The sequence below is a fragment of the Butyricimonas sp. BSD2780061689_150309_C8 genome (genome assembly GCF_015560935.1).
Lineage (GTDB): Bacteria > Bacteroidota > Bacteroidia > Bacteroidales > Marinifilaceae > Butyricimonas > Butyricimonas paravirosa.
Window position 1 is genome coordinate 14,417 of sequence record NZ_JADMSV010000017.1, and the last position, 19,301, is coordinate 33,717.

A 19,301-nucleotide genomic window follows, 5' to 3' on the forward strand; every position below is an offset into this window, starting at 1 on the left:
GTATGAATCTTTTCGCTTGTTTCTCCCGTATAGTGCAGAAAACTAAACAGGACCAACATGAAAATACAAACCGGCCATGGCATGATCACGCTCACGGCACTCCTTGCCATCTATTCCATATCGATGGTAACTTCATTACCCGGCTTGGCCATCTCGCCGATTCTCGGTGATCTCAAGAACATTTTCAAGGATGCTAGCGACTTGGAACTGCAAATGCTCGAATCGCTCCCGTCGTTTATCATTGTCCCCTTCATCTTGCTGGCAGGACGATTATCTTTAAGGATTAACAAAAAAAGAATCCTTATCATCGGGTTATCAATATTCTTCGGGTGCAGCGTGATTTACCCTTTCAGTAATTCCCTGTGGCTGCTACTGGTAGTCAGCGCCCTCTTGGGCGTCGGGGCCGGGATGATCATCCCGTTTTCCACGGGACTTATCGCTGACAACTTCACGAAACGTTACAGGACCCGCCAATTAGGTATCGCCTCGTCGATCACCAACATCACGCTGGTTCTCGCCACCTTTCTTGCTGGCGTTCTCGCCGACATCAACTGGCATTACGCATTCCTCGTATACTGCCTGTCAGGGATCTCGCTGTTGTTCGCTTTTAAACTGAACTCTGCCCCTCCGGCAACACCGCAAAAAGCCCAACCTACAAATGATACTCCCGTATCGGCAAGCCACAACTGGCCGGTAGCGCTCATGTTTCTCTATTACTTTATCACGTTTATCGTGCTGACAGTCCCCTTTAACCTGTCGATCTACATGGAAACGTTGAAATTCAAGGACCCAGACATTTCTGGCACGTATATTTCCGTCTTTTTCCTCGCCATGACAATTCCCGGACTTTTTATCAACAACATCATCGGATGGTTGCGCAGTTACACGAACGTGTGTTCCTCCGCGGCCATCGCCCTCGGTTTCGTGCTTTTCCTCGTGAAAGGCGGGCCGGTACTGCTAACCATCGGTGTCATCCTTATCGGGTTGGGGTACGGGTGTATGCAACCCATCATATACGACAAAACATCCACGAGTACGGCCGAATCACACGCGACATTCGCACTGGCACTGGTAATGGCCATGAATTATATGGCAATTATCACCTACCCTTTTATTCTCGAAATTTTACAGGGAATATTCTCCACGGATGCCTCCTATTTCCCGTTTTTACTCAGCACGATACTGGCCGTGATATTTGCCGTGTTCACCTATTTTAAACGAAATACGAGTACTTTGGGAATACAAATTCAACGTTAAATATGGCGCGAGAAAGAACCTTCTCGCCTTTTCTCCCGTATTTACCCCATGCAAACAAGACAGATATAACTAACCAAAATTTCTAGATTATAAATTCTAAACTAAATTAATTCAAGATGACAACAAATTCAAACACAAAAGGGACCGCGATGAAACTCGGCGTGATGACCCTCGCGATTATGAATGTCGCGGCGGTTGTGAGTCTTCGTGGCCTACCGGCAGAAGCCGTTTATGGGTTGAGTTCTGCATTCTACTATTTATTCGCGGCCATTGTATTCCTGGTTCCCACGGCTCTCGTGGCAGCCGAATTAGCCGCCATGTTCGCCCAGAAAGAGGGTGGAGTTTTCCGTTGGGTAGGTGAGGCATACGGAAAACGTTTCGGTTTCCTAGCAATATTCCTGCAATGGATCGAGAGTACGATCTGGTACCCGACGGTTCTGACATTCGGGGCCGTATCTATCGCGTACATCGGCTTGAACACCTCCGAAGATGCCCTGCTGGCATCCAACAAAATCTTCACGCTGGTTACCGTGCTGGCTATTTACTGGGTAGCAACCTTTATCTCGCTGAAAGGACTGGGATGGGTAGGTAAAGTTTCCAAGATCGGGGCCATGGTCGGGACGATTATTCCCGCCGGGCTTCTGATCGTTTTCGGTATTATTTACATTTCCACGGGCGGGCATAATAACATGGACATGAGCCAAGGTTTCTTCCCCGACTTGACCAAGTTTGACAACCTCGTGCTAGCCTCGGGAATCTTCCTTTTCTACGCCGGAATGGAGATGATGGGTATTCACGTGATGGACGTGAAGGAACCTGCATCGAAGAACTACCCGAAAGCGATCTTTATCGGTGCCGGGATTACCGTGGTTATCTTCGTGCTGGGTACGTTTGCGCTGGGTTTGATTATTCCTGCAAAAGACATTAACCTGACACAAAGTTTGCTTGTCGGGTTCGACGGGTATCTCAAATACCTGCATATCAGCTGGGCATCCCCAGTAATAGCTATCGCCTTGATGTTCGGTGTGCTTGCCGGAGTGCTTACTTGGGTTGCGGGTCCGTCAAAAGGTATTTTCACCGTGGGTAAAGCCGGTTACTTGCCTCCATTCTTCCAGAAAACAAACAAGATCGGTGTTCAGAAGAACATCCTGTTCGTACAAGGAGGAGTTGTTACGATCCTGGCATTATTGTTCGTGGTTATGCCTTCCGTGCAGTCGTTCTACCAGATCTTGTCGCAGTTGACCGTCTTGTTGTACTTGATTATGTACCTGTTGATGTTCTCCGGAGCTATCGTGTTGCGCTACAAGATGAAGAAAGCAAATCGACCGTTCGCTATCGGCCGAAAAAGTAACGTCGGGATATGGATCATCGCCGGATTGGGATTCTGCGGAGCCTTGCTGGCTTTCGTGTTGAGTTTCATCCCGCCTTCACAGATCAACGTGGGTAGTAATACCGTCTGGTTTGCCGTGCTGATTATCGGGTGCGTCGTGGTTGTTGCCACTCCGTTCATCATCTACTCCTTGCGTAAACCGTCATGGAAAGACCCGAAAGCTGAAATCGCCCCATTCCACTGGGAAGAACAACCGGTCGCCCCGGCTACTTCTACGACTTCAACTAGCCCGGCCACTCCGGATGCTAAAAAATAAAAACGTAAAGAGGGTGTCCAAAAAGTCATTTTATTTCAAAAAACCCCTCCGTCACTTCGTGCCACCTCCTCTATAAACAGAGGAGGAGCTGGTGACTCTTCCCGAAAAAAGGGAGTATTTCAACTCTCCCTCTGTTTATAGAGGGAGTACCCCGAAGGGGGGAGGGAGTTTGAGAAATGACTTTTTGAACAGCCCCTTCCATTCTAAACTCTAAATTTTAAATTCCAAACTATAATCACAGGTATGAAAAAAACAATTACAAGCAATGACCTCAAGAATTTAGTGAACGAGGCTCATGCACAAGTGAAGGATTTGAAGGGAGGGAAAAACGCGAATTATATTCCATTCCTGGACAAAATTGATTCTAATTTATTCGGTATATCCGTTTGTCTCCCGTCGGGAGAAGTTATCGAGGCCGGAGACACGAATTACGTTTTCGGTATCGAATCCGTCTCCAAAGTGTACACCGCAATTCTAGTCTTACGCCAGTACGGGGCGCAAGCCGTATTGGACAAAATTGGGGCGGATGCCACTGGGTTGCCGTTTAACTCGATCATGGCAATTCTACTGGAAAACGATCACCCGAGTACCCCGCTCGTGAACGCCGGGGCCATCAGTGCCGACAGTATGGTGAAACCCGTGGGTAACAGAGAGGCCAAATGGAAGGCAATCACCGACAACATGCGGGAATTAAGCGGTAGCGATCTGAAGTTACTGGATGAACTCTATAAATCGGAATCCGAAACGAACTTCAATAACCGTTCTATCGCATGGTTATTGAAGAATTTCAACCGGATTTACGACGACCCGGATATGTCGCTGGACCTGTACACCCGGCAATGCTCGATGGGTGTCACGGCAAAACAATTATCCATCGCCGCCTGCACGATTGCCAATAACGGTTTGAATCCCGTGACCAAACAACAGGTATTCGACCCGTCGTTATCTCCTAAAATCACCTCTCTGATCGCAACCGTGGGATTCTACGAACACACGGGAGATTGGTTATACACCAGTGGCGTTCCCGCTAAATCGGGAGTTGGTGGCGGTGTACTCGGAGTTGTTCCCGGACTGTTCGGTATCGCCGCTTTCGCCCCCCCACTGGACGAGGCCGGAAACTCGGTGAAAGCACAAGCTGCCATCAAGTATATCGCACAGAAATTAAACGTGAATGTCTTCGGAGGAGATCACGTGGAAGTAATCAATTAGTTCATAAAGTTCATAAGGTTCATAAAGTTTATAAAGTAGTGGATCCCTGCGGGGCGTTTTGTCAACGGCAGCTTGTGCTGCCGTTAAAACACTGTCCGAAGGACACCCGTCACTTTATGAACCTTATAAACCTTATGAACTTTATAAACTTATAAACCCATTTTCTATGAAAAGAAGTAAAGTTTTCGAGCAAATACTCAACGGGCTTGTATTGTTGGGTAGTTTGGCAATTATTATTGTTGCCTCTATCGAGTTACTGGACGGGAATAACGCTCTCAGCGAGGCTTTCATATTGAAATTCCATCTCTGGGTGTGCGGGCTTTTTCTGGCAGACTTTTTCGTTCGGTGGTACACGGATGGATGGACCGGGCGTTTTTTCAATCATAACTTGTTTTTCTTGCTGGTCTCGATTCCTTACCTTAATATCGTGTACGGTTTATCAACCACCATATCTCATTCCACGTGGCTAATCCTGCGGTTAATCCCTCTGGCACGAGGCATCTACGGGGTATCACTCATCGTGAGTTGGATGACACGCAGCCGGATCACCAATTTGTTCGCCACGTACCTGACGATTCTTTTCACGACGATCTATTTTTGTAGCATCATTTTCTACTACATGGAACACGGTGTTAACCCTCCCGTGAAAACATACTGGGACGCTTTCGACTGGGCGCTGATGAACGTCACCACGGTCGGGTCGAATATTTTCGGGGTCACGAAGATCGGGCAAATCCTTGCCGTCATTCTCGCCGCCGCGGGTATGATTTTCTTCCCGATATTCACCGCTTACGTCACGACAATATTCCAGCGAAAAAGAAAAGAAACGAACGGCACGGCCGATGAACAAACGGCCCTTTAGACTAACGGCTTGTGCCGTTTTTTATAATTTTCGATGCGGATCTCTCTTTCTTCTTCAGATAAACTGACCGGGAATTCGAAAGTCGTGCGCCCGCTAATAGTGACATACTCAACCTCACCAACTCTTTTTCTATGTTCTTTCAACGCGTTCTCCGCCTGTTGAGCCTGCGATAATCTTTCAAAATGGTTCGTGTTCTTTTTCATGTGAATTGATTTATACTGCCAATTGATTATTTATTGTACAAATATTTACGGCATTCATTCCCCGTTTCCCTCGTTCCAAATCAAACGTCACTATATCATTCTCCACGATATCAACAAGGACATTATTGACATGAAAAAAGTATTTATCCGTCCCTACCAGATTCTTGATAAAGCCATACCCTTTCTGCGTGTCAAAATACTCCACCCGACCTTTCAAAATGGCGGGAGCTTCCTGCCTGGGGATTGAAATTTGTATATCCTCTTGCACGATTTTTTCCTCATCATGCCGCTCTTCGGGCGGTGTCGAGGTAATCATGCCATGTTCATCAACGTAAGCGATCATGTCATCGAAACTGGTCGCTTTACCGGATTGTTTTCTCTCTTCCTTCCGGTTTTGTTTTGCCTGTCTTCGGGCTTGTTTTTTCTTCTCGTTTTCTTTTTTACCAAATGTAGTAGGTTTTGCCATGCAATTTATTTTAATTAATAATATCATTTACTTCTAGTGTCCTTACAGATAGGATGGGTATAAATAGTCAAACTTCCGGCCATGATTAAAAAAACGGGACACAGAAATTCAATTCATTCGTTTTAAAATGACAAATTAGAGATAGGGAGAATTAAAGGAGAAACCTGATTAACTTGTAAAAACGTTCCGATCAATAATATTCGAAATTCTAATTGAAACAAAGATAACACAATTTACCGGAAAAACAATCTTATTTCCCGATTATCGCCCTGCCATCACTTTAGACATCGAGCAAACAACCCCGTGTTGCCCTTCCCCCGCAAACCGTCTCCTTAACAGTTTTCCTTCTCCACCACTTCTCCACCTGTTCATAACCACTTCTTCACCTGTGTACACGTATTGAGAGACAGCCTGTTAACACCTTTATAATTATTAACATAAAAGAATCATCAAACAACAGAAAAGGGGCTGTCCTAAAGTCATGTTCAAACAACTACCCCCACTAACTCCCCCTTACACAGGGGGAGAAACCGCTTGGTAATCAGCTCTCCCCCTGTGTAAGGGGGAGCTGGAGGGGGTAGTGGCAAATACAAGTAGGATTTTTTGGACAGCCCCTTCTCGTTATAACTTTTATCTCATTCTATTGTTCGTGTACTTCGTGATCAGCGTGTTCCGAAGTTGTACGTAGGTTTGCATGATCGTGTCTGCACATTCCTGCGTGTATTTATTGAGTAATTCTGTCGCTTTCTTGGGATTTTTCTTTTGCAAGGCGATAAACTCTTTTTCGATTTCAACATTGCGTTCGAAGAAGGATTGTTCCATGGGGGCCCGTGCGGCTTCCAAATCCTTTTTCCCATCCTGCCAGTTCAGGTAGAGTAAGTTATCGACAAAATCAATGGCCCAGCGAGCGGAATTGTCGGAGTATTCTTTGGGGTTATACGTGGAATAGACTTCCGGGATGCGGGTCACGCCCGTGAAGATGGGCAGGTAAGGTGACGTGTAGGCGTTATCTTGGAAAACCCAGTATATTCCACCGATTTCCCGGGGAAGATCCGAGCGGAGCTGGGCGACCATACCGTATTCCCCGTCAACCCGTGCTACTAGGCGTCTGCGTGTAGTCTTCATTAATTTTTGCGTTTCACTGGATGGGAAAGGGGTGGCCAGTTTACTTTTCACCATGTTCCCGTTCTTGTCCGGGTAATACCAAACGGCGTCATTCTCTTTGTCATAGATGGTTCCCGAGAACGTGGAACGTTGAAAGTCCATGAAGTCTTTCACGGAAACTTTTTGCTCCGGTTTAAAGGAGAACGGGTACACGCTAAGCGGTTCCACGTATTGGATATACTGGTTTAAGTTATCAAACGGGTTATTGGTACGTCTGGAGGGGATCGGGTCGAGAGAGGGTGCGAACGTGTTGACGAATAACCAGAAACGGTTTGTGGCCCATTCTCTGGGAGTCGGGGCATAAACATCTTGCCAAACGAAAGGTTTTCCGCTTGCCGGGGAATACCAGCCGTTTTCAATGGCTACCTGCTGGTAGTTGGAAGAGGCACGGAATTGTTCCGGTTTTGAAAGATCTATTTCTTTAATGATGCTCCAGTTGGGAATCATGGCGATTTCATCGTCCGGCACCCGTTGAGCGGCCCAGATCACTCCCGGCTTACCACTTTCCGGTGTCCAGTTTTTACCGACACTGAAAAGTTCGAGAACCCATACTCCTTCCGGGTCCGCGATCGTGAGACATTCTGATTCCGGCCCGCAAGAGGGAAGGAACCCGTATTTTTCCATGAGCGAGGTGATGAGGGTTAGGGCCTCTTCTGCCGTTTTGCAACGTTGCAAGGCAAAAATCATGGCTTGCTCCACGGTCATGATCTGTTGCCCTTCTCCTTTGTTTACTTGTAATTCGGGACGTTGGCTCGTGGTGCTTTCCCCGATACATAGCTGGTACTCGTTGATGTGAGAGTAAGCGGATTGGAAATACGTGTAGGTTTGCTCAACTTGCGGGATGTAGCCTAATATTTCCCCGTTGTCATCCAAAGGAAGGTCAACTCGCTGTATGCCGTAATACACGGGAACCATACTTCCTTTGGGGAATTTCTGGCCCGCCACGACCCGGATGCGACAATCCGCACCGGCATCCGTGTGTGAATTTAAAACACTACCGTCGACCGTGGCTTTTTTGCCGGCCACGATGATCGTACAGGCTTTTCCTGTCTGTAAAAAGAGGAAGGCTGCTGCTAGAAGTAAAAAAAAGGTTTTCATGTGCAATATGATTTTTTTGTTTTGTGATTTATCAGAGTGCAATGTTGTAATATTTATTTTAACAAAAAAATTAAAAGCACGAAATAATACAAATTTAGAGGTAGAGTACTTCACCTTTCTCGGCTGCTTCTTTTATGGCATCGATAATTGTAAATAATTTATTACACATCATTTTTGGGGTGAGGATATTCCCTCGCATATCTTCATAAATTTGTTCTTTCTTGTTGATATAGCTATAAAAATAGAGATGTTCGAATTGGAAAATTTTAAAGTCAGCGTTTTTAATATCGGGAATTTTGTCTTTTACATGCTGAATGTTTTTTCCGAAGTCTTGCATTAGGATATTAGGTATCCAATGGGAATTTTGTTTTTGGACAATTAACAGGTATGATGTGTCGGCTTTTTCTCGTACTAAAAGCATGGCAAGAGTGTCCGGTTGATACAAGGATAAGAGAAGGTTTTCGGGAGTAGGATCTTTGTAAAATTTGTCTATGTCTAAATGATAAAAAGGCATAAATTCTACATTGTCATTTTTTAGGGTGGCAATTTTTGTAAGTATTATGCTGGAGGATTTGGTTTTGCCATTGAGAGAGTCCGCGAAAGAAACTAATGATTCAATGATACCTTTTTGTTTTTCCGTTAATTTTTTTTGAGGAGATGGATCAATTCCATCATAACAAATGAAACTGATGACGAGTAAAAATTGGATAAATGAATTCATGATTTGTATGTCATTTTAGTTGGTTTGGATTGTATAATATCCGGTAAAAACCAGTCAAATAGATACAAATGTAGCAGGATTTTGCGTAAGAAACGGCAGAATCGGACAAAATTTCCCCGATTATCGGGAAAAGACGGGTTTTGTTATCCAAAACGTTTTTTAAACTTTGTGACATTTAGATCGTTTCACAATCAAAATACTTACTTCATACAACATCCACATGGGTAATGCGACGAGCGAAAGCGTGAATACATCTGATGTTGGCGTAATAATTGCGGCTACTACAAGGATAATCACGACAGCGTGTTTCCGATAGCGGCGCATGAAATCCGCGGAGAGAAAACCCAATTTAGCGAACAACCACGAGAGTATCGGGATTTCGAAAACAATACCCATCGCAAGGCACATCATCACAAGTGTCGAGATATACGAATCGAGCGTGATCAGATTATCTACCTCGCCGTTCACCTGATAAGTTCCCAAAAAGCGAAATGTCAGCGGAAAAATCAAGAAGTAGCTGATCAGTACCCCCAATCCGAACATTGCGTAACCGCCTCCGACTATCCGTCTGACATATCGCCGTTCATTATCGTATAATGCCGGAGAAACAAACCGAAACAACTGATAAAGAATATAAGGTGAAGTGCATAATACTCCGGCACACAGCGCTGTTTTCATGTGAATCATAAACTGTTGTGCTAATCCCGTATTGATAAGCCGGACGGAAAACGGCTCTACCGCACCTCCTGCCCATACCGCCATGCGGTCGAGCAGCCGATAAGTAATAAACCCGTCATCCTTCGGTGCAAGTACTACGGCGAACAGCTCTTCCTTGAAAAAGAATGCTGCGATGCCGAACACGACGGCTACGGCGACAATTTTCACGATTGCCGCCCGCAGCACGTCCAAATGTTCCCAAAAAGATTGTGTGTTCGTCACGGCCGCCATCGGTTACTCCTTTCGTTCAGGTTCCTTGATTTCCTCAATCTCCTTTTCCACGTTGTTCATTCCCTCTTTGAAAGAACGAACGCCTTTGCCGATTCCCTTCATTAATTCGGGAATCTTTTTACCGCCGAAAAACAGCAGTACGACCAATGCGATCAGCAGCACTTCCTGCATACCGATACCGCCAATAAATAATGGTGTCATCATAATTTGTTGTTTTTAATTAACAAATGTAAATTCAAGACGATTGTTCATATCATCACCGGTGTAAGGTGTCCTTCCCGGATAAGCGTCCCGACAATCAGCGTGTCGTACTCGCCCATATTCTCCACCTTTGTTCTCAGCTTGGGAAGGTAATTGAACTCCGTTTATTCTATTTGCAATTTCTGCCATTTAATCTCCTTTGTCATCGGTTTGTTGAGTAAATAAAAAGGCTTTCCGTTTCTGTTGTGGATGGCAGACGGTGCAAGGCCGAGAGTCCCGTGGTCGACGATTTGCGGTCGGATAACGAGAGTGTCTGGTAAAACTCGCACAAAAATTCTCGCGGAAGAGAGAAGAACAGAACCCGACAAGGCTCGTGCAATTCCGGCTCGGCGTAGATGTGCGAATAACTGTTTCGCCCGATGAAAGCGCTGTCACCTCTTTCGATATTCAGCGTCTCGCAGCACTGATTTCGCAAGTACAACTGCCCGCTATATAGATATACCAGCGTATGGTTGGAAAAAAGATGGTAAGCATGAGATACTGTCTTTATCGGCCTACCTGCTTCTGCTGTTCGGCATTATATCGGTCTCCCATAACGGGAATAGCAGCTACGGCGTCCTCCAGTTCTTTCCATTCTTCGCTCGGGATATCAAAATTGAGTGTACGCAGGTTCTCCTCCAGATGTGACAGTTTTGTTGTTCCCGGAATCGGTACGATCCACGGTGCTTTTTGGAGTAACCAGCCAAGAGCCACTTGTGCCGAGGTCATGCCCCGTGTGCGGCCAAAAGCTTGCAGTGCATTTACAATGCGGGTATTCGCACGTATCGCTTCCGGCTGGAAGCGCGGTAGGGTCTGACGGTTGTCGTTGTTTACATCGAAAATCGTATATTCGTTGATGCAGCCTCCCAAAAAGCCACGGTTGATTGGGCTGTACGGTACAAAACCGATACCCAACTCCCGGCATACATCGAGAACACCATTTTCTTCCACCAAGCGGTGCATCAGATGGTACTCGCTTTGGATAGCCGTTAGCGGGCAGATGGCATGGGCTTTACGGATTGTTTCGGTACTGACCTCGCACATACCCCAGCGTTGTACTTTGCCTTCCTTGATCAAGTCGGCAATGGTAGCCGCCACTTCTTCGGCCGGAGTGTTCGGATCAGCACGATGCTGGTAGAACATCGGCAGTGAATCAAGCTTTAATCGGCGAAGCGACTCCTCGCAATAGCGACGGATGGTTGCCGGGCGGCTGTCTTGCCGGCCGGTTCCTTTACCGTCGATCACTTCATGTCCAAATTTAGTTGTCACGTTGATCCGTCCCTTGAATTCGGATAGTGCTTCTCCTGCCAAATTCTCGTTAGTCAGCGGTCCATAAATGATAGCCGTGTCGAAGAGCGTTACTCCGCGATCCACCGCTTCATGCAACAATCGGATACACTCTTTCTTACCCGGGTGTTGGCTACGATTGTAAGTCATTCCCATTACGCCGAAACCGAGTGCCGACACTTCAAAGGCCGCCTTGCCCGTACCCAATATACGATGCCCCTTGATGCGGGCTGTATCGGTATCTACACCTGATATTTCTGCTTGCCCCGTTTCCGAAGCAAAGACCTTGTTCAATCCCGAAGGCATGGCCATTGCGGCTCCTGCCAATGCTGCCGTCTTGAGAAATCGGCGACGGCTGACATTCATTTTATTGTTCTCTTTCATGATTCTTTTGTGTTAATGTTCTGATGCAAATTTACGAAGAGAGCCCCGCAACAACTTTGCTGCGAGGCTCAATATCCTTTGTTGGGAAGTTCACTTTGTTAAAGTGATGGTTCACGAAAAATGTATAATCTATATTCGCCTGATTAACTTGACGGGATTTCTCGCATCACTTCGGGTAGGCTCCCGATAATACCTTTCATTTTTGTACTGAATTCATCTTACCATGACGGGGCAACCCCATACGCTTCCTTGTATATTTTAGAGAAGTGCGACAGATTCTTGAAACCGACATCGAAGCAGGCTTCTGTCACTTTCTTCTTGCCTGATTTTATCAGACCGTGCGCGGCTTCCAAACGGCGTTTGATAATCCACTTTTGCGGAGTTAGGTTGCTGACTTTTGCAAAATCCCGTTTGAAGGTTGCTAGGCTGCGTCCCGTGTAACTCGCAATTTCCTCCAAAGAGAGATCACACATGTAGTTCTCGTTCAAATAGTCGAGAATATCGATTTTCCACGGCTCCACGAAGTCAAACAACGAGGCATAAAGGTTGATATCAGTGTTGAGCAGTACATATACCCCCTCGATCATTTTCAGTTTCAGTATATCTTCGGACGGCTTTTCACCTGCATCGAAATAGGGAATGACTGATTCGAACAACGAACGGATGTCCGGTCGGTTACTTGGTAATACATGTAAACTTTCCTTCTCACGTTTAGAGTCTGCCGGAATTTGTTGTCGGTTAAGTGTTTGGTAAAATTCTCTCAAAAACGGTCTTGAGAATTTCAACACGACAGAACGATAGGGTTTACCGTCCTCGACCTTTTTCTGTAACCACATCCGGTTATCACGCCGCATGAAAGCACAATCCCCCGGATGCAACACGGTTTTCTTTCCGCGCTCCTTTATTTCCAGTTCGCCAGAACATAAATAAATAAGCGTATGTTCCCTGTTTTCGTGGGCACAACCCCGGTCATCGGTGAAATAGCTCGCTATAAGCACGTTCGAGCAATCGAATACATCTAATTGTTCCATATAGTTTGTCTTTAATTTTCGTAAGTATAGCGCATTCCAATCGAGAGATGTTTGTTGTAAGGCTCAAATTTACAGAATGGGAAGAATGTTTTTGTACTCCTGACGTTACGTGACAAAAGCATTCTTACAATTTACATGCAACATATTACAATTTCAACGGGTCGTAAAAATAAGGTACTGTGGTATCTCCGTCAATCAGAAAATCCGTTCCCGTGATAAATGCTCCTCTGTCGCTCATCAGTAGTTCGGCGACATTGGCAACCTCGTCTGCGATTCCGGAGCGTCCTGTCAGTTTTATTTCCTTATTTATCTATTTGGCTTTCGGTAAACGGATCTGCCCGATGCCCCATCAAGTCGATTTTGGCATATTCCTTATCGAACTCCTCCATCTCCCAAGCCGAGAGCCGAATCGTTCCCGCACCGAGCAAGTCATCCAAGTGCGCCGGATGGGTTGTTCCCGGTATCGGCGCTATCCACGATTTGCGCGACAACATCCACACGAGGGCGAATTGTGCGGGTGTCACACCCTTGCGTTGCGCCCATTTGCGTACCAAGGTGACAAGCGGCATATTGTGCTTCAAGGCTTCGGGCGTGAACTGCGGCAGGTTCCAACGACGGTCGCCCTCGTAGAAACGGCTCTTCTCGTTGATTGTTCCCGTGAGGAACGCTCGCCCTAGCGGACAATAAGGCACGAAGCCGATGCCGAGTTCTTCCAATGTCGGGAAAATCTTGGTTTCAGGCTCCCGCCACCAAATTGCGTACTCGCTCTGTACGGCCGAAAGCGGACAAACGGCGTGCGCCCGACGGATGGAACGGGCACTTGCTTCCGACAATCCCCAATGCAGTACTTTGCCCTCCCGCATCAAATCCTTGACGGTTCCGGCCACCTCTTCCATCGGTACGTTCGGATCGACACGGTGCTGATACAGCAGGTCGATATGATCGGTATGCAGGCGTTTCAAAGAACCTTCCACCGCCCGGCGGATATGGTCGGGACGGCTGTTGATTGCGGTCGGTTGTTTTTCCTCAACACCAAATCCGAATTTGGTTCCGATCTTTACCTTATCCCTGAACGGGGCGAGAGCCTCGCCAACCCACTCTTCGCTGGTATAAGGGCCGTAGACCTCCGCCGTATCGAAAAAGGTGATGCCTTTATCGTATGCTCGGCGAATCAGAGCTATCATATCCTTTTTGTCGTACTTCCCGCCGTAATAGCCCACCATCGGCAGGCAGCCCAGACCGATAGCCGATACATCCAATTCTCCGAGCTTACGATACTCCATCGTGTTGTCCGTATTCGGTGTATTTGCATCCAATAGATTTCCCGATAGAGAAGATGAAGGGGTTTCGGCAAACACACGGGAAACACCCGTTGTAGCTCCGGCCGCGAGTAGTGCAAAACTCGATGCCGTTTTCAAAAAGTTTCTGCGATCCATAATCTTTGTATTTTTTTCGTTGTTCAGTTTCTGATTGCAAATTTATTGCGATTGAATGAGTCGGCTTGTATATGATTTACGGATATTTATACCCGAATCCTCGATTCTGCAATAGAGCTGTATGTAGTTTAAATCAAATGAATTATCGATGGCACACGGTGGCCGACACTTTAAGATCAACTACGGTGTATATGCTCTTTGTCTGAAGGATACCTATTGCGGGAATATCATGTACGGACGTCAGGGTTACACCTATCAGGATGGTATGATAGCCTGTTTCGCCCCGGTCAGGTTGCGGAGGCAGGGATACGAAGAATATTCGGGAGCCCGGTAGGGACAAGGCGAATAAAAACACACGATGAGGATAAGGAAGATTAGATTTTATTCCTCGGAGCTTTGCATCTGGTGCGTGAATATCCCGCGGCGTTAATTTGATTGAAAAGAACGTTCATGGAATGCACGTATGCGCTGTAAAACATTTTTTCTCAAATTCTGATTGTAAAGATTAAATTCTTCCACGTGTAGATTTCCTTTAGGTAAAAGTACTTCCACGCTGGGAATATAATATTTATCTTCATCAATTCCTGTTACCACGATTGTATGGATGGAAGGGTCGATAGATGCGGTAAAACCTTGATAAGAAACTCCGGGGCTAGCATCCGTTTTCCAGTTCAGGGGATTAATACACACGATGTTATTTTTGAACAATGGAGAAATTGCTTCCGGTTTTGTCACGCTATTGAATCCGATGATCACCCCCACGTCCGTGGAGTCTTTAGCCATTCGTAGATAAGGATAACTGTCTAGTTCCTCTTGCGTGATTGTATACCCGATGGCGTAAGATGCGACCAAGTGCTGGTAGATCTCCGGTGTTATCTCGTGCTTCAATAATTCGATCACGGCTTTTGCACCTTGGCTGTGGCCGGCAAGAATGAAAGGACGTCCTTGATTGTAATTGTTCCAATAGTAACGAAAGGCGGCTACCACGTCTTTGTAAGCCAATTGAAAACGTTTTTCGATAAGAGCCGTGTCCAAAGACAACCAGCTGTCCATCGAAATCTGACGGTAATAGGGAGAGAAAAAATTACAACTGTCTGACAAGATATTTTTGGCCAATCGAATAGACGGGTCTACCATTTGACGCTGTTTCGTGTTGAATATGTCCATGTTATGTTGTATTTGCCCGAGGCTGTCGGTATAATCCCAAATGCAAGTAGGTACCACGTAAAAAATATCGACCTTCTTGTTCATGCCCTCTTGATTGGCCTCGAACCAACACTTGCTATCCGAGTAATCCACCTCGTCATTCGTGGAATCCGAAGAAATTTTCCCGCAGGAGATAACTAAAAGCAAGGAGCAAAAAGCAAAAATATATTTCAAAACAGCCTTCCCCATAATTTTATTTTTGATGTAAAATTTAAGGCAAAAATAGGTATTTTCTTCATATGTTTGATTGTGGAATAAACGTTTTATCCTGCCGTGGATTTACTCTTAATTTGTAAGTGAATTGTTTCTGGGGGAATAGGGGGAAACCCAATGAATAGCTAATGTATATTCGATGTATACGGGAATTAAAGACGTATCAATTTCGAATCAAAGACGAATCAAAGACACTCGTGAACGTCTTTGATTCGTCTTTGATTCGAAAAAGCAGGGTAGGAGAAATAGTTCTTTCATAGAATTTCATCGGTTTATTGTCGGCTAACATTCTCACAGTCTTATGCTTTTTTCGAAAAAAAAGATAGAAATGTTTGGTGGTGATGCATAAAGTTACTACCTTTGCGAGCCAAATTGAATAAAAGTAACTAATTTAAAAGTACTTGTATGCCAACTATTCAACAGTTAGTAAGAAAAGGAAGAACAAAAATCCAGGACAAGAGCAAGGCTCCGGCTTTGGATGCTTGCCCGCAAAGACGCGGGGTTTGTGTTCGTGTGTACACGACAACCCCGAAGAAACCGAACTCAGCGATGAGAAAGGTTGCCAGAGTTAGATTAACCAACGGAAAAGAGGTGAATGCCTACATTCCGGGAGAAGGACACAACTTGCAAGAGCACTCTATCGTGTTGATTAGAGGCGGTCGTGTGAAAGACCTTCCGGGAGTTCGTTATCACTTGGTTCGCGGTACATTGGATGCTGCTGGTGTAAACGGTCGTTTACAAAGTCGTTCCAAGTATGGTGCTAAGAGACCGAAAAAAGGTGCTGCTGCAGCTCCGGCAAAAGGTAAGAAGTAAAAAAAATTAATTGACAGGAGTTGTTTATGGGTTGTTCCCGAAAAGTTGAGTAAATGGTCGTGAGACCGTTGAAGACCGGTAAGGGCAGCGAACGAACAAATTCGTAAACTAGAAGAGATGAGAAAGAGTAAACCAAAAAAAAGAATCCTGTTACCGGACCCGAAGTTCAACGACGTGTTGGTTACCCGGTTCGTTAATGATTTAATGGTAGACGGAAAGAAGTCTATCGCGTTTAGAATTTTCTATGATGCAATTGACATCGTAGACGAGAAAATGGCCAAGAAGGAAGAGAAACCCGCATTGGACATCTGGAAGCAAGCTTTGGAGAATATCACTCCGCAAGTAGAGGTAAAGAGTCGTCGTGTAGGTGGTGCAACATTCCAAGTACCGATGGAAATCAACCCGATGAGAAAAAGAGCTATCTCCGTGAAAAATATGATATTGTTCTCTCGCAAAAGAAGCGGAAGAAACATGGCAGAAAAACTAGCTGCTGAAATCATGGCTGCATACAAGGAAGAAGGAGCGGCTTTCAAGAAGAAAGAGGATATTCATCGTATGGCTGAAGCCAACAGAGCTTTTGCACATTTCAGATTTTAATTGAAGGGATAAGATAAATGGCAAAGAGAGATTTACATTTAACAAGAAACATCGGTATCATGGCTCACATTGATGCCGGTAAAACGACAACAACTGAGCGTATCCTGTATTTCACCGGAGTGAATCACAAAATCGGTGAAACGCATGACGGTACGGCTACCATGGACTGGATGGTACAAGAGCAGGAGAGAGGTATTACCATTACTTCTGCCGCTACTACCTGTTTCTGGAATTATCAAGGTCAACAATATAAAGTAAATATTATTGACACTCCGGGACACGTTGACTTTACCGTTGAGGTGGAGCGTTCGTTGCGTGTGTTGGACGGTGCTGTTGCATTGTTCTGTGCCGTGGGTGGAGTTGAGGCGCAATCGGAAACGGTTTGGCGTCAAGCGAATAAATATGGTGTTCCGAGAATTGCTTTCGTGAATAAAATGGACCGTTCAGGTGCTGACTTCTTCAAAGCAGTACGTGAGATCCGCGAAAAATTACACGCGAATCCTATTCCATTACAGTTACCGATCGGTGCTGAGGATGGATTTCAGGGAGTTATCGATTTGATCGAGATGAAAGCTTACGTGTGGGAGAATGGTGAATTGGAAGCTACGATCAAGGAAATTCCGGAGAATTTGTTGGCAGAAGCTCAGGAATGGAGAGAAAAATTAGTTGAGGCCGCTGCCGTTCAGGATGAGGCTTTGATGGAGCGTTTCTTCGAAGATCCTGAATCAATCACTGTTGAAGAATTGAAAGCAGTGGTTCGTAAGGCCGTTATCGCTATGGACTTCTGTCCGGTGATGTGCGGTTCTTCATTCAAGAACAAAGGTGTTCAGAACTTGTTGGATGCTGTTATCGCTTACTTGCCGCACCCGCTGGATATTCCGGCTGCTGCTGGTAAAAGACCGCGTACGGAAGAGGCTGTGACTTTCGAGATTGATCCGGAAGCCCCGCTTTCTGCATTGGCATTCAAGATCGCTACTGACCCGTTCGTGGGACGTTTGTGCTACACTCGTATTTACTCTGGTAAGATCGAGGCCGGTTCATACGTGTACAACCCGCGTACCGAGAAAAAAGAACGTATTTCTCGTTTGTTCCAAATGCACTCTAACAAACAACAGCCGAAAGACGTGATCGAGGCTGGTGATATTTGTGCTTGCGTTGGATTTAAAGATATTCGTACCGGAGATACTCTGTGTACCGAGGAAAACCAGATCGTGTTGGAGAGTATGACTTTCCCCGAGCCGGTGATCGGTATCGCTGTTGAGCCGCTTACACAGAAAGATACTGATAAGTTAGGTATGGCTTTGGCTAAATTGGCTGAAGAAGACCCGACTTTCCGCGTAAAAACGGATGAAGATTCAGGCCAGACTGTCATTAGCGGTATGGGTGAGCTTCACTTGGATATTATCCTTGACCGTCTGAGACGTGAATTCAAGGTTGAATGTAACCAAGGTGCTCCTCAGGTGGCTTACAAAGAGGCTATCAACGGAACCGTTGAACACCGTCACGTGTTCAAGAAACAAACCGGAGGTCGTGGTAAATTCGCTGACATCATCTTTAGAATGGAGCCGGCTGAAGAAGGCAAAGAAGGTTTGACTTTCGTGAACGAGGTGAAAGGTGGTAATATTCCGAAGGAGTTTATCCCTTCTGTAGAGAAAGGATTCAAAGATGCGATGGCTAATGGTGTTTTGGCCGGTTATGAACTTGTTAGCTTGAAGATTACTTTGCTCGACGGTTCATTCCACCCGGTTGACTCTGATGCGTTGTCTTTCGAAATGGCCGCTAAGATCGGTTACAAGGAGGCAGCTCAAAAGGCTAAACCCGTATTGTTGGAGCCGATCATGAAACTTGAGGTGGTAACCCCGGAAGAGTACATGGGAGATATTATCGGTGACTTGAACCGTCGTCGCGGACAGGTTGAAGGAATGGAATCAAGAGCCGGGGCTCGCGTGATCGAGGCTAAAGTGCCGCTAGCAGAGCAATTCGGTTACGTGACCGTTTTGAGAACTTTGTCTTCCGGTCGTGCAAGTTCATCCATGGAATTCTCTCACTACGCTGAAGTTCCGAAGGGAATTGCCAAAGAAGTGGTAGAGAAAAATAACGGTAGAGTAGAACTATTATAAGAATTTTAGATTGCTGATTTACGATTCGAGAGTGATCGAGAATCGTAAATCTTAAATCATAAATCATAATTAAAAACATGAGCCAAAAAATCAGAATTAAGTTGAAATCTTACGATCACAACTTGGTTGACAAGTCTGCAGAGAAGATTGTAAAGACAGTGAAGGCTACCGGAGCAGTGGTTAGTGGTCCGATTCCACTTCCTACTCACAAGGGAATTTTTACTGTAAACCGCTCTACGTTCGTGAACAAAAAGAGCCGCGAGCAATTCTTGGTATGCACGTTCAAAAGATTAATCGACATCTACAGTTCAACTGCAGGTACGATTGACGCCTTGATGAAACTTGAATTACCGAGTGGTGTTGAAGTAGAGATTAAAGTTTGATAACGGCGAAAACCTAT

Annotated in this window: 20 protein-coding genes and 2 pseudogenes; 9 read left to right on the forward strand and 13 right to left on the reverse strand. The window is 45.6% G+C overall.

Going from position 1 to position 19,301, the window contains the following annotated elements:
- Nucleotides 1-57: 57 nt before the first annotated feature.
- From I2I33_RS12930 to I2I33_RS12945, 4 genes are all read left to right on the forward strand, one after another.
- Nucleotides 58-1,257: an MFS transporter gene (locus I2I33_RS12930; RefSeq protein WP_087422059.1), complete on the forward strand. Its 1,200-nt coding sequence runs from the start codon at nt 58-60 to the stop codon at nt 1,255-1,257.
- 116 nt (nt 1,258-1,373) lie between these two features.
- Nucleotides 1,374-2,903, forward strand: a complete 1,530-nt coding sequence (gene gadC, locus I2I33_RS12935) for a putative glutamine/gamma-aminobutyrate antiporter GadC (protein ID WP_087422058.1) — start codon at nt 1,374-1,376, stop codon at nt 2,901-2,903.
- Between the two features lie 243 nt (nt 2,904-3,146).
- The gene (glsA, locus tag I2I33_RS12940) at nt 3,147-4,112 is read left to right on the forward strand and encodes a glutaminase A (protein WP_087422057.1); all 966 of its coding nucleotides are present in this window, start codon (nt 3,147-3,149) and stop codon (nt 4,110-4,112) included.
- 166 nt (nt 4,113-4,278) lie between these two features.
- Nucleotides 4,279-4,974 (forward strand): ion transporter, encoded by a 696-nt coding sequence (locus I2I33_RS12945; RefSeq protein WP_087422056.1) that lies wholly within the window; start codon nt 4,279-4,281, stop codon nt 4,972-4,974.
- Here the strand turns inward: I2I33_RS12945 and I2I33_RS12950 are convergent.
- From I2I33_RS12950 to I2I33_RS13005, 12 genes and pseudogenes are all read right to left on the reverse strand, one after another.
- Nucleotides 4,971-5,177: a hypothetical protein gene (locus I2I33_RS12950; RefSeq protein ID WP_087422055.1), complete on the reverse strand. Its 207-nt coding sequence runs from the start codon at nt 5,175-5,177 to the stop codon at nt 4,971-4,973. The genes I2I33_RS12945 and I2I33_RS12950 overlap by 4 nt on opposite strands.
- 10 nt (nt 5,178-5,187) lie before the next feature.
- Complete coding sequence (locus tag I2I33_RS12955) at nt 5,188-5,643, reverse strand: cold-shock protein (RefSeq protein WP_087422054.1); 456 nt, start codon at nt 5,641-5,643, stop codon at nt 5,188-5,190.
- A 630-nt stretch (nt 5,644-6,273) separates the two neighbouring features.
- A complete protein-coding gene (locus I2I33_RS12960) occupies nt 6,274-7,905 on the reverse strand; it encodes a dipeptidase (protein WP_087421384.1) in 1,632 nt (543 codons plus the stop codon).
- A 94-nt stretch (nt 7,906-7,999) separates the two neighbouring features.
- Nucleotides 8,000-8,626: a hypothetical protein gene (locus tag I2I33_RS12965; protein WP_087421385.1), complete on the reverse strand. Its 627-nt coding sequence runs from the start codon at nt 8,624-8,626 to the stop codon at nt 8,000-8,002.
- Between the two features lie 159 nt (nt 8,627-8,785).
- Nucleotides 8,786-9,574 carry a twin-arginine translocase subunit TatC gene (tatC, locus tag I2I33_RS12970; protein WP_087421386.1) on the reverse strand — a complete coding sequence of 263 codons (789 nt, stop codon included), beginning with the start codon at nt 9,572-9,574 and terminating at the stop codon, nt 8,786-8,788.
- A 3-nt stretch (nt 9,575-9,577) separates the two neighbouring features.
- The gene (locus tag I2I33_RS12975; RefSeq protein WP_195666818.1) at nt 9,578-9,778 is read right to left on the reverse strand and encodes a twin-arginine translocase TatA/TatE family subunit; all 201 of its coding nucleotides are present in this window, start codon (nt 9,776-9,778) and stop codon (nt 9,578-9,580) included.
- Nucleotides 9,779-9,790: 12 nt separating this feature from the next.
- Entirely contained in the window at nt 9,791-9,964 is a 174-nt protein-coding gene (locus I2I33_RS12980; protein ID WP_162613802.1) for a hypothetical protein, read from the reverse strand.
- A 13-nt stretch (nt 9,965-9,977) separates the two neighbouring features.
- Nucleotides 9,978-10,325: a hypothetical protein gene (locus I2I33_RS12985; RefSeq protein ID WP_410492002.1), complete on the reverse strand. Its 348-nt coding sequence runs from the start codon at nt 10,323-10,325 to the stop codon at nt 9,978-9,980.
- Nucleotides 10,322-11,485: an aldo/keto reductase gene (locus I2I33_RS12990; RefSeq protein WP_087421387.1), complete on the reverse strand. Its 1,164-nt coding sequence runs from the start codon at nt 11,483-11,485 to the stop codon at nt 10,322-10,324. The genes I2I33_RS12985 and I2I33_RS12990 overlap by 4 nt, the downstream gene beginning before the upstream one ends.
- 218 nt (nt 11,486-11,703) lie before the next feature.
- Nucleotides 11,704-12,516 carry a helix-turn-helix transcriptional regulator gene (locus I2I33_RS12995; protein ID WP_087421388.1) on the reverse strand — a complete coding sequence of 271 codons (813 nt, stop codon included), beginning with the start codon at nt 12,514-12,516 and terminating at the stop codon, nt 11,704-11,706.
- Nucleotides 12,517-12,661: 145 nt separating this feature from the next.
- A pseudogene (locus I2I33_RS13000) lies at nt 12,662-12,802 on the reverse strand (short-chain dehydrogenase); the annotation flags it as partial.
- A gap of 16 nt (nt 12,803-12,818) precedes the next feature.
- Complete coding sequence (locus tag I2I33_RS13005) at nt 12,819-13,952, reverse strand: aldo/keto reductase (RefSeq protein ID WP_087421390.1); 1,134 nt, start codon at nt 13,950-13,952, stop codon at nt 12,819-12,821.
- 153 nt (nt 13,953-14,105) lie between these two features.
- Here I2I33_RS13005 and I2I33_RS13010 point away from each other — a divergent pair.
- Nucleotides 14,106-14,238, forward strand: a pseudogene (locus I2I33_RS13010) (AraC family transcriptional regulator); the annotation flags it as partial.
- Nucleotides 14,239-14,378: 140 nt separating this feature from the next.
- On the opposite strand, the gene I2I33_RS13015 reads toward I2I33_RS13010, so the two are convergent.
- Nucleotides 14,379-15,347, reverse strand: coding sequence for a DUF3089 domain-containing protein (locus I2I33_RS13015; protein ID WP_087421392.1), 969 nt, complete (start codon nt 15,345-15,347; stop codon nt 14,379-14,381).
- A 429-nt stretch (nt 15,348-15,776) separates the two neighbouring features.
- Here I2I33_RS13015 and rpsL point away from each other — a divergent pair, with 429 nt between their 5' ends.
- The 4 genes from rpsL to rpsJ all read left to right on the forward strand — a co-directional run bounded on the left by rpsL (nt 15,777) and on the right by rpsJ (nt 19,284).
- Nucleotides 15,777-16,184, forward strand: coding sequence for a 30S ribosomal protein S12 (gene rpsL, locus I2I33_RS13020; RefSeq protein ID WP_087421393.1), 408 nt, complete (start codon nt 15,777-15,779; stop codon nt 16,182-16,184).
- Between the two features lie 117 nt (nt 16,185-16,301).
- Nucleotides 16,302-16,781, forward strand: a complete 480-nt coding sequence (gene rpsG / locus I2I33_RS13025; protein ID WP_027201677.1) for a 30S ribosomal protein S7 — start codon at nt 16,302-16,304, stop codon at nt 16,779-16,781.
- 17 nt (nt 16,782-16,798) lie between these two features.
- Entirely contained in the window at nt 16,799-18,901 is a 2,103-nt protein-coding gene (gene fusA, locus I2I33_RS13030) for an elongation factor G (protein ID WP_087421394.1), read from the forward strand.
- 77 nt (nt 18,902-18,978) lie between these two features.
- Complete coding sequence (gene rpsJ / locus I2I33_RS13035) at nt 18,979-19,284, forward strand: 30S ribosomal protein S10 (protein WP_009137840.1); 306 nt, start codon at nt 18,979-18,981, stop codon at nt 19,282-19,284.
- The last annotated feature ends 17 nt before the right edge of the window (nt 19,285-19,301 follow it).